We start from the raw sequence: 11,612 nt of genomic DNA on the forward strand, positions 1-11,612 counted from the left end.
GACTCTTGGTTACCATACGTATCAGAATGGGTAGAATCTAAATCAATAAATAGAGCTTGCGATTTTCTAAAAGCATGAATTTTATCACGTAATTCTTGATTCGCTTGATTTAAATGATCAATCGATTCTTGGTTAAATCGAGTGTAAAAACGAGATAAGCTCGGTTGAGAAGCGAGAGCTGGTGTATCAATAATTTGTGTAAAAACAGGATCCCTTGTCAATTGATCGGCAGCGTCATCTTCATAATATCCAGCAATGATTTGATAGATCTTTTGACGTAATAAGTTTTCATTTGAATGAAAGTAATAGGCTCTTGGATCATCTAGTTTTAAGTGGTTTTCCAAAGTCTTGGAAAATCCTATTTTTTCATCAAACTCTCTAAAAAGAAGTTCACCCGTATCCGAGGAAAGAGAACCTCCATCATTTGACAATTTAATTTTACGATTGAAATCAAGTGTTAATTGCGATAAAGTAGCCATTATAAGAATCCTTTCTGTGGTTATTTTGTGGTGATTTAACCTTAACAGAAATGGATTCTTTTTTCATTTATTTGATGCATAACTAAATGAGCTGGGCTACTTGATAAACAAGCATTCAATGGCTTATCAATGTGTTTTCATGAATATTTCAGGTTTGTATATTTACTATATTACATTTTTCCAAAAATGTTAACTTAAAACATTTCTGATTCGACTAATTACCTTTTCTTTGCCTAATAATTCAACAGTATTTGGAAGTTCTGGTCCATGTTCTTGTCCTGTCACAGCAACACGAATTGGCATGAATAACTTTTTCCCTTTATGGCCAGTTAACTTTTGAACTCGTTTAATAGCAGCTTTAATTTCACTAGCTTCAAAATTCTCTAATTGCTCAAGTTCTTGGATAAATGCTTGCAACACTTCTGGTACTTGTTCTTCTCCTAAGATAGCTTTTCCTTGTTCATCATAATGAAGTTCATCTTTAAAGAATAGCTCGGATAAAGACACAATTTCTGCACCATAACTCATCTGTTCTTGGTAAAGAGCAATCAGTTTATGAGCAAAAGCTAATTCTTTATCTGTTGGATTCTCCGATACTCTTCCTGCACTAATTAAATGTGGAAGTGCTAGTTCAATCACTCTTTCAACTGGTAACTTTTTCATATATTGATTGTTCATCCAAACTAGTTTTTGTCGGTCAAAAACAGCCGGAGACTTCGACAATCTTGCTGGATCAAATATATGAATTAATTCTTCACGCGAAAATATTTCTTCTTCCCCTACTGGTGACCAACCTAAAAGAGCAATGAAATTAAATAATGCTTCAGGTAAATATCCAAGGGATTCATATTGTTCAATGAATTGAATAATGGATTCATCACGTTTACTTAGTTTTTTATGGTTTTCATTAACAATTAACGTCATATGGCCAAACGTAGGTGGTTTCCAACCAAAAGCTTCATAAATCATTAATTGTTTTGGTGTGTTAGAAATATGGTCATCCCCACGAAGTACATGAGTAATATTCATTAGGTGATCATCTACTGCTACGGCAAAATTATATAGAGGCATACCGTCCTTTTTTGCAATAACAAAATCACCAATATCCTCCGAATCAAACGTAACTTCACCTTTAACGATATCATTAAAACGATAGACTTTGCCTTCAGGAACATGGAAGCGAATGCTTGGCTTACGTCCTTCTGCTTCATATCGTTCTTGATCTTCTTTTGTCAAATGACGGCACTTACCTGAATAACGCGGCGCTTGTCCATTTGCAATTTGTTCCTCACGTTCTTTTTCTAATTCTTCTTCCGTACAGTAACATTTATATGCCAAACCTCGATCTAATAAATCGTTATAGTGCTTTTTATAGATATCAAGACGTTCCGTTTGCCGATATGGACCGAATTCTCCTCCAACATCAACACCTTCATCCCAATCCATACCTAACCATTTCAGATATTTTAACTGGCTTTCCTCTCCGCCAGCAATATTTCGCTTTTGGTCCGTATCTTCAATTCGGATAATGAATTTCCCGTTTTGATTACGAGCAAATAAATAATTAAAAAGAGCAGTTCTTGCATTTCCGATATGTAAATGACCTGTTGGGCTCGGAGCATAGCGAACACGTATGTCACTCATATTAAAATTACCTCCATTAATAGATACAATTTGTTTAGTTAACGCTTTTTATTTTACACTAAAAAGAAGATTGAATGTCATTAATCATCAATTATTTTTTATTTGATTCTAATAAAACAACTGCAAGTGATGCAATTCCTTCTTCTCTTCCTGTAAAACCAAGCTTTTCCGTCGTTGTTGCTTTTACATTAATTTGATCCTCTTCAACCTGAATAATTTGAGCTATTCTCGCTTTCATCAACGGGATATACGGGGCCATTTTTGGCTTTTGGGCAATAATTGTACAGTCCATATTTACAAGATTATAGCCTTTTTGTTTCACCAGTTCCCACGCTTGCTTTAATAACAGTGCTGAATCTACGCCTTTGTAAGCATTATCATTATCCGGGAAATGTGTACCAATATCCACAAGTCCAACCGCTCCAAGACAAGCATCCGTTATTGCATGTAATAAAACATCTGCATCTGAGTGCCCTAACAATCCCTTTTCATATGGGATTTCAATGCCACCAACAATTAGCGGTCTATTAACTACTAGTTGATGGACATCATATCCTTGTCCAATACGTAACAAAACAATCTCTCCAATCAAAACTACCTATTTCTTTTTTTAATAATCGCCTTTGCAAAGTGTAAGTCTTCAGGTGTTGTAATTTTAAAATTATCATAGTCTCCTTCAACAATATAAACTTTTCGTCCCATTCTCTCCAGTAGACTTGCATCATCTGTACCTATAAAACCATCTTGATGAGCCTGTCTATGAGCCTCTTTTATAAGAGAAAGTTGAAAAGCTTGCGGTGTTTGTATCGACATAAGCGTGGCCCGATTAATGGTTTCCTCAACTAAATGATTATTCACTTTTTTTATCGTATCTTTAACAGGTACCGCAAGAATTGCCGCTCCCTTACTTGCGGCTTTTTCAACGAGCTGGTGAACAAAATGTTGTTTTACAAATGGTCTTGCTCCGTCGTGGATTAATATAATTGATTCCCCTTCAATCTGTTCAAGACCTTTAAAGACACTCTCCTGTCTCTCTTTTCCACCTTCTACAACATTCGCTACTTTCATTAAGTTATATTTGCTAACTAGCTGATTCACTTCTTTTTGATCGTGCTTGTTAACAACAAGTGTAATAGACTTACACCATTCGTCTTGTTCAAATACGGATAATGTATGTATTATAATTGGAGCTCCTTCAATTTCAACAAGCAACTTATTTTTATCTGCACCCATTCGTTTCCCCATACCAGCTGCCGGGATAATTACATGATATTCCATTGTTCAACTTCCCTTAGGTTATACTATTTATTTTTATATTAAAATAAGGGAGACCGTATTTCAAATATGATCTCCCTAAAAACTATAATGCTTTCTCTAATACTTTCGGTTTTGCAAAAATCATTCGGCCAGCGGATGTTTGTAGAACGCTCGTTACTATTACATTTATCGTTTTACCAATATGATTACGCCCATCTTCTACAACAATCATCGTTCCATCATCTAAATAGGCAATTCCTTGGTTATGCTCTTTACCGTCCTTTATTACTTGCACAACCATTTCTTCACCTGGAAGGACAACAGGTTTCACTGCATTAGCTAAATCATTAATATTTAGTACATGTACTTGTTGTAGTTCACATACTTTATTTAAATTGTAATCATTCGTAACAACCGTTCCATTTGTTAATTTTGCAAGCTTCACTAATTTGCTATCAACCTCTTGAATATCCTCAAAATCACCTTCATAAATTTCTACCTTGATTGGTAGCTCCTTTTGAATTTTATTGAGAATATCTAAGCCTCTTCTTCCACGGTTTCGTTTTAACACATCCGAAGAATCTGCAATATGTTGTAGTTCTTCTAAAACAAATTGAGGAATAACAATAATTCCTTCCAAAAATCCTGTTTGACAAATATCCGCAATACGGCCATCAATAATGACGCTTGTGTCCAATATTTTCAGTTGGCCAATGTTTTTCTGTAAACCATCTTCTGGTATTTTTTTCTTTGCTCCCCTGTTTTGAAAAACGTTCAGCATTTCATCTCTCTTTTTAAACCCTACTTGGAACCCTAAATATCCAAATAATAACGTTAAAATAATTGGTGCTATTTCATTAAGGACAGGAAAAAGAAAAGTACTTAAAGCAGATCCTAAAAAGAAGGCAATAATTAAACCAAGCACAAGGCCAATCGTTCCAAATAACAAGTCTAAAATAGGGGCTTTAATTAAAGTTTCTTCTATCCACTTAATAAAATTAATCACATATTTAACGGCCCAAAAGGTAATAAGATAAAAGATGATGGCGCCTAAAATTGCAGAAACATAAGGATTATCGATAATAGCAACTTGATCTAAATTTACCACGCTATATAAAAAGGGCAAAAATAGGACACCTAACGTTCCGCCAACAAGTAGAAAGCAAATTTGTACAATTCGTGTTAGCATTTATTCACCTCCTCATATTCATTATAAACAATTACAATTTTTTGAAACGCAAAATTATATATTTATTTTATGTTTTTATTAGCAAAACAATCGATTCCTTTTATTTTTCAATGATTTACTCAAATGCAACCTTGAGTGCTTCTTTGATTGTGCTAACGCCAATAATTTGTATCGATTGTACATTTTCTAATCCATTCATATTATTTTTTGGTATGATAATTCGATTGAAACCTAACTTTCCCGCTTCTCGAACTCTTTGTTCAATACGCGATACTCGTCTAATCTCACCAGTTAATCCAACTTCACCAATAAAGCAATCTGTTGCACGCGTCGGTTTATCTTTAAAACTTGAAGCGATACTTAGTGCTATTGCTAAATCTATTGCTGGTTCATCTAATTTAACTCCACCTGCTGCTTTTAAATAAGCATCTTGATTTTGTAATAACATGCCAACACGCTTTTCTAAGACAGCCATTAATAATGACACACGATTATGGTCAATCCCTGTTGCCATTCTTCGTGGGTTACCGAAAGTGGTTGGTGACACTAATGATTGGATTTCTACTAAAATTGGTCTTGTTCCTTCCATCGAAGCAACAACCGTAGAACCTGAGGAACCCATTGAACGTTCCTCTAAAAAAATTTCAGAAGGATTTGCTACATCAATTAAGCCTTCTTCTTTCATTTCAAAAATACCGATCTCATTTGTAGATCCAAAGCGGTTTTTTACAGCACGCAAAATTCGAAACGTATGATGGCGTTCTCCTTCAAAATATAAAACCGTATCAACCATATGTTCCAATAAACGTGGTCCTGCGATTGCCCCCTCTTTCGTCACATGTCCAACAATAAAAATGGGAATCCCACTCGTTTTAGCTATCCGCATCATTTCACTTGTACATTCTCTAACTTGTGAAACGGACCCAGGTGCTGATGTTACATCCGGATGATAGATTGTTTGAATAGAGTCAATAACGGCAAAATCTGGCTTTATTTCCTGTATTGTATGGTCAATTAATTGTAAGTCTGTTTCTGATAAAACAAATAAGTTACTAGACAATGCACCTAAACGGTCTGCTCGTAGTTTTGTTTGTTTTACTGATTCTTCACCAGAGATATAGAGGACCTTTAACCCCTTGTTAGCCAATTGGTTAGAAACTTGTAATAATAAAGTGGACTTCCCGATACCAGGGTCACCACCGATTAATACGAGGGAACCGGATACAATTCCTCCCCCTAACACGCGGTTTAGTTCTTTAGAATTAGTGTAAGTTCTTGTTTCCTCTTTTGACTCAACTGAATTAATTGGTACTGCCTTTCGTTCTGTTTGTATGGATGAGGAATGAGAAAACACGGCACGTCTATTTCCCTTTACCTCCTTGATTTCTTCCACAAACGTATTCCACTGATTGCAACTTGGGCAGCGACCTAACCATTTTGGCGATTCATAGCCACAAGAATGGCAAGTGAATTTTGTTTTTACTTTAGCCATAAAATTCTCCTCTATATGTGAAAAACATTTGTATGTTTATCGACTATTTAATTTTCCCATAGATATAATAACGAGGCAACCCTACTAAAGTTGTTTTTTAGGAAAGTTGCCTCTTCTTACTCTTTTAATATTTACTATAGGGCATATGAAAATTTATTTAGGACAATACATTTGTTTTTACTTTAAATTCCCCATTCTCGACATCTACTGTAATATGTTGTCCTGGCTTAATATTGCCTTTTAATAGCTCTTCCGATAATAAATCTTCTACATGTTTCTGAATGGCTCTCCGAAGTGGTCTTGCGCCATATTCAGGGTCAAATCCTTCTTCAGTAAGTTTATCTTTTGCTCCATCCGTCATCGTTAGTTCAATATTTTGTTCTTTTAATTGTTTTGTTAAAGACCCCAGCAATAATCCAACAATATTTCTTAAATGTTCTTTCTCTAGTGAATGGAAAACAATAAACTCATCAATCCGGTTTAAAAACTCCGGTCGGAAAGCCTTTTTCAATTCATCCATCACTCGATTTTTCATATCTTTATAATCTTGCTCACCATCTTGAACACTAAATCCAACATACTTGTTTCGTTTTAATGATTCTGCACCAATATTTGATGTCATAATTAATACAGTATTCCGGAAGTCCACTGTTCTTCCTTTTGAGTCTGTTAAACGACCGTCTTCTAACACTTGTAATAAAATATTGAACACATCTGGGTGCGCCTTTTCAATTTCATCGAGCAATACAACTGAATATGGTTTTCTTCTCACTTTTTCAGTTAATTGACCACCTTCGTCATATCCGACATATCCTGGAGGAGAACCAACTAATCTTGACGTTGAGTGTTTCTCCATATATTCACTCATATCAATTCGTATCATCGCATCTTCATCACCAAACATCGCTTCAGCAAGGGCGCGGGCTAATTCTGTTTTCCCTACACCTGTTGGTCCTAAGAAAATAAATGAACCAATTGGACGTTTCGGATCTTTCAATCCAGCCCTCGCTCTTCTAACTGCCTTTGCAATTGCCTTAACAGCCTCTGCTTGACCGACGACCCGGTTATGAAGAATTTCTTCAAGCTTGAGCAGTTTTTCCGTTTCCGTTTGGGCTATTTTCGAAACAGGAACTCCTGTCCAGCTAGAAACAACACTAGCAACATCTTCTACAGTAACTTGACTATTTTCTTTTCCTTGTTTTTCCTTCCAACTCTTTTTCGTCTCTTCAAGTTGTTCACGAAGCCTTTGTTCCATATCTCTTAATGAAGCTGCCTTTTCAAATTCCTGGCTTTGTACAGCCGCATCCTTTTCTTTCCGGACCTCGTCTAATTTTACTTCTAATTCTTTTAAATTTGGCGGTGTTGTGAAACTACGAAGGCGTACTTTTGAGCCAGCCTCATCAATCACATCGATTGCTTTGTCAGGTAAAAAGCGATCAGAAATATAGCGGTCAGATAAGTTAACAGCCGCTTCTATAGCCTCATCTGAAATTGCTACTCGGTGGTGAGCTTCATAACGATCCCGTAATCCTTTTAAAATTTGGATAGATTCTTCAACTGTTGGCTCGTCAACCATAATCGGTTGGAATCTCCGTTCAAGTGCTGCATCTTTTTCAATATATTTCCGGTATTCATCTAAAGTTGTTGCACCAATACATTGTAATTCACCGCGTGCGAGTGATGGTTTTAAAATATTGGACGCATCAATTGCTCCTTCCGCTCCCCCAGCACCGATTAATGTGTGTAATTCATCGATAAATAGAATGATGTTACCAGCTTGGCGTATTTCATCCATTACTTTCTTTAGACGATCCTCAAACTCACCACGATATTTTGTTCCAGCTACAACCGTTCCCATATCTAATGTCATTACTCGTTTATTTCGTAATATTTCTGGGACTTCATTATTAACAATTTGTTGTGCTAACCCTTCTGCTATCGCTGTTTTCCCTACACCAGGTTCACCGATTAAAACCGGGTTATTTTTTGTCCGTCTACTTAATACTTCAATTACTCGCTGAATTTCCTTACTTCTACCAATGACGGGATCTAAATTTCCATCTCTTGCTACTTGAGTTAGATCTCTAGCTAGACTATCTAGAGTTGGCGTATTCACATTAGATGCTGATCCATTAGAAACTCCAGAGTCACTATTGCCTAGTAATTGTAAAACTTGTTGTCGTGCCTTATTTAAACTTACCCCAAGATTGCTAAGTACACGTGCGGCTACTCCTTCTCCTTCTCTTATTAAACCAAGTAGAATATGCTCCGTACCAACATAAGAGTGGCCTAATTTTCTTGCTTCATCCATCGATAATTCAATAACCTTTTTTGCCCTCGGTGTATATTGTGGTGTTTGTGATAATTCTTTTCCGACACCAATTAAATTTTCAACTTCATTTTGAATTTTTTCAGGAGTAAGTCCAATTGCAAACAATGCTTTTGCCGCAATTCCTTCTCCTTCCCTAACCAAACCTAATAAAATATGTTCTGTACCAACATTGACATGTTTTAAACGAATAGCCTCTTCTTGTGACAGTGCTAATACTTTTTGAGCTCTTTCTGTAAAACGTCCAAATAACATGGATTTACCCCCTTATATTATTTATTAATTTCTAATTGGAGACGTTCACGTATTAATGTCGCCCGTCTAACATCCCTTTCAAACGGTCTTAATTGTCCTCCTGCATATTGTTGTAAAAACCCTGGTTGCGTGAGTATCATTAATTCATTCAATATATTTCTCGATATATTCTGGATGTAACCTAAATCAATTCCTAACCGTACATCTGATAAACATTGTGCGGCTTCTTTCGTCTCAATAATACGGCTATTCTTTAATACACCAAGTGAACGATAAACTTTATCCTCCAATTGAATACCTGATGTTTTCACTACTGCTTCCCTCGCAGATCTTTCTTGGTTAACGATTTGTTCAACGACATTCGTTAAGTCAAGAATAATATCCTCCTCCGACTTGCCAAGTGTAATCTGGTTCGATATTTGGAAAATATTACCCAAAGCTTCACTACCTTCCCCATAAATCCCTCTAACAACTAAACCTAACTGATTTATTGAAGGAATTAAGTGGCGCATTTGCTGGGTCATAACTAAGCCCGGTAAATGAAGCATGACTGAAGCACGTAATCCTGTACCAACATTTGTCGGACAACTAGTTAAGTACCCACGGACTTCGTTAAATGCATAATCGAGATGTTGCTCAAGTTCGTCATCAACAGCATTTGCTAAGTCTAAAGCAGCTTGCAATTGCAATCCTGATAAAATACATTGTATTCGAATATGATCTTCTTCATTAATCATAATGCTAATTTCTTCATTTTGTGATAAAAGACACGCACCCTTTATTGATTGCTCAGCTAAATTTGGACTAATTAAATGCTTTTCAACTAATACTTGTTTTTGTAATGGTTGCAGTTCTTCCATTTTTAATAGCTCTGCGTCTTTAAGTGGATATAAGTTTAAGAGAGGAAGTACATTTTCAACGTTCGTTAAAACATTTTCTGCCTCTTCTTTTGTAAAAATGGTCGGGAATAAATGATCTTCTAAATTTCTTGCTAAACGGATTCTGGAAGTTAATATAATATCAGCTTGAGGGCCATCAGCATTCATCCACGAACTCACAGCTTGGTTTAAAAAACGTTCAATTGACATTAATATTCGCCCCCCTCATTCAGTTGTTTCTCATAGAGACGAATTTCATCACGCACTTCTGCAGCTTTTTCAAATTCTTCTTTTGCAATAAGGGCTTGTAAAGTTTCCTTTAATATACCTATTTTCTTTTGAATATTTAAAGTTCCACCTGTACGTTTTGGTATTTTACCACTATGTTTCCAATTCCCCCCATGCAACCTTTTTAAAAATGGAGTTAGCTGTTCTTGAAATGCATTATAACAATGGGCACAACCAAAACGGCCAATCTTTAAAAATTGATTCATTGTCATGCCACAATGATCACATTGTATAATTCCACTTTCCTGCATCATTGCTTTATTATTTATATGTTCTATATTCGGGCTTAAATTAAATAATCCTGCTAATAAATTATTTATTGATAACCCTGAAGAGTTATTAAACATAAACAAATTCCCTTTATCTTGTGCGCATTGTTCACAAAGATGAACTTCGGTTTTTTCTCCATTAATTATTTTGGTAAAGTGTAGAGTTGCAGGTCTCTTTTGGCATTCTTGACAAACCAACTTTTGTCCCCCCAATTTTATAAAATTTTACTCATATTTTAACGTCAATAACATTGCTTTTAATATTCTCGCTCGTAATATGTCTCGATCGGGCAATTCTAGATAAATAACTGATCGATCAAGGGCACTCAACATAATTTTTTCTTCACGTTCGTTAATTACACCTTCTTGGTATAAACGATTTATTATATCTATGGCCGCCGATTGAGGAATTTTATTACCAATCAAAGATAAAACTTGATCAATTAAGTGCATCTTACTATTCGGTCGCACTTTTATAATTCGAATATATCCTCCACCACCACGTTTGCTCTCAACTAAGTAGCCACGTTCAACGGTAAATCTTGTATTAATTACGTAGTTTATTTGTGAAGGAACACATTGGAACTTATTGGCAATTTCACTTCGCTTTATCTCTAGTATTTCTTCTTCACTCATTTCAAGGATTTTCTTTAAATATTCCTCTATTATATCCGAAATATTTCTCAAGTTTTCCTCCCTCCAAAACCTCTTTTCCTATTTTAAATTATGCACAATTATTGACTTTGACTATATTTGACTTTAATTTATTATATAACTTTTTATATCTATTCGCAATCATACAGATAATGTCGATTGATAAAATATTTGTGTGATAATGTTATTAGAATCATTTGTTCTAGTGAGGACGTAAATGATTTGTTGATATTATTTTTTTCCTTAAATTCGATATTCTAAACCCTAAAGTCTTTGAAAATGAAGTATTGTTTATATTTTACATGAATTTAACTAATTAACTGAAGGATATATGCATATATTCCTTTTACTGTTTTTAGTGGATGATATATTTCGAACTTTTGAAATGGTCGTCTAGAGGGAATAGACTGTAAAGGAAATAAGACATAAAAATCATCATTGCGTTTGGAATCTGAAGGCGGTGGAAAAGATATCAATAAAAAATTAGACATTCATAGGCATCAAAAGAGCTTAGATAATCAATAGCTGGAAAAAGGTATAGCGCTATTCAATGAAAAGACTTGCATCGAACGAAGAAAAATTCTTGCCATTTTCAAGGACTTTGATTTTGCAAGGATACTTTTATAACTTTTACTTACAGATGGGGATGGATCTTCGTTATCCATAAGCAGTACTTTTTGTTTAATAATTAACTCATTTTTTCTCACCCTAAATAAAAAAAGGATAGTGAATAATCACTATCCTTTTACTTGCCCGGCAACGTCCTACTCTCACAAAGGCAGGGCCTTCACTACCATCGGCGCTGAGAAGCTTAACTTCCGTGTTCGAGATGGGAACGGGTGTGACCTTCTCGCCATGATCACCGGACTATTTAAAAC

10 protein-coding genes and 1 rRNA gene are annotated in these 11,612 nt (G+C 35.4%); all 11 read right to left on the reverse strand.

Annotated elements, in window-relative coordinates:
- Positions 1-479 (reverse strand): transposase (locus tag BN2144_RS05525; protein ID WP_033827311.1); only part of this gene is annotated, 479 nt, incomplete at its 3' end.
- A gap of 189 nt (positions 480-668) precedes the next feature.
- Positions 669-2,123, reverse strand: a complete 1,455-nt coding sequence (gene gltX / locus BN2144_RS05530) for a glutamate--tRNA ligase (protein WP_033827312.1) — start codon at positions 2,121-2,123, stop codon at positions 669-671.
- 91 nt (positions 2,124-2,214) lie between these two features.
- Entirely contained in the window at positions 2,215-2,697 is a 483-nt protein-coding gene (gene ispF, locus BN2144_RS05535; RefSeq protein WP_033827313.1) for a 2-C-methyl-D-erythritol 2,4-cyclodiphosphate synthase, read from the reverse strand.
- Positions 2,698-2,717: 20 nt separating this feature from the next.
- Positions 2,718-3,401, reverse strand: coding sequence for a 2-C-methyl-D-erythritol 4-phosphate cytidylyltransferase (gene ispD / locus BN2144_RS05540; RefSeq protein WP_033827314.1), 684 nt, complete (start codon positions 3,399-3,401; stop codon positions 2,718-2,720).
- 82 nt (positions 3,402-3,483) lie between these two features.
- Positions 3,484-4,569, reverse strand: a complete 1,086-nt coding sequence (locus BN2144_RS05545; RefSeq protein WP_033827315.1) for a PIN/TRAM domain-containing protein — start codon at positions 4,567-4,569, stop codon at positions 3,484-3,486.
- A 115-nt stretch (positions 4,570-4,684) separates the two neighbouring features.
- Positions 4,685-6,061, reverse strand: a complete 1,377-nt coding sequence (gene radA / locus BN2144_RS05550; protein ID WP_033827316.1) for a DNA repair protein RadA — start codon at positions 6,059-6,061, stop codon at positions 4,685-4,687.
- A 157-nt stretch (positions 6,062-6,218) separates the two neighbouring features.
- Entirely contained in the window at positions 6,219-8,645 is a 2,427-nt protein-coding gene (clpC, locus tag BN2144_RS05555; protein ID WP_033827317.1) for an ATP-dependent protease ATP-binding subunit ClpC, read from the reverse strand.
- Positions 8,646-8,662: 17 nt separating this feature from the next.
- Entirely contained in the window at positions 8,663-9,733 is a 1,071-nt protein-coding gene (locus BN2144_RS05560; RefSeq protein ID WP_033827318.1) for a protein-arginine kinase McsB, read from the reverse strand.
- A complete protein-coding gene (locus BN2144_RS05565) occupies positions 9,733-10,278 on the reverse strand; it encodes a protein-arginine kinase activator protein McsA (protein WP_033827319.1) in 546 nt (181 codons plus the stop codon). The genes BN2144_RS05560 and BN2144_RS05565 overlap by 1 nt, the downstream gene beginning before the upstream one ends.
- A 27-nt stretch (positions 10,279-10,305) precedes the next feature.
- Complete coding sequence (locus BN2144_RS05570; protein ID WP_033827320.1) at positions 10,306-10,767, reverse strand: CtsR family transcriptional regulator; 462 nt, start codon at positions 10,765-10,767, stop codon at positions 10,306-10,308.
- Between the two features lie 718 nt (positions 10,768-11,485).
- Positions 11,486-11,601 (reverse strand): 5S ribosomal RNA (gene rrf, locus BN2144_RS05575).
- Positions 11,602-11,612 lie beyond the last annotated feature (11 nt).

This window comes from Bacillus andreraoultii (assembly GCF_001244735.1).
Lineage (GTDB): Bacteria > Bacillota > Bacilli > Bacillales > Caldibacillaceae > Caldifermentibacillus > Caldifermentibacillus andreraoultii.

What these genes read in the sequence shown, in the direction of transcription:
- gltX (WP_033827312.1), bottom strand. Translation starts at nt 2,123, where the DNA reads ATGAGTGACATACGTGTTCGCTATGCTCCGAGCCCAACAGGTCATTTA.
- BN2144_RS05545 (WP_033827315.1), bottom strand. Translation starts at nt 4,569, where the DNA reads ATGCTAACACGAATTGTACAAATTTGCTTTCTACTTGTTGGCGGAACG.
- radA (WP_033827316.1), bottom strand. Translation starts at nt 6,061, where the DNA reads ATGGCTAAAGTAAAAACAAAATTCACTTGCCATTCTTGTGGCTATGAA.
- BN2144_RS05560 (WP_033827318.1), bottom strand. Translation starts at nt 9,733, where the DNA reads ATGTCAATTGAACGTTTTTTAAACCAAGCTGTGAGTTCGTGGATGAAT.
- clpC (WP_033827317.1), bottom strand. Translation starts at nt 8,645, where the DNA reads ATGTTATTTGGACGTTTTACAGAAAGAGCTCAAAAAGTATTAGCACTG.
- ispD (WP_033827314.1), bottom strand. Translation starts at nt 3,401, where the DNA reads ATGGAATATCATGTAATTATCCCGGCAGCTGGTATGGGGAAACGAATG.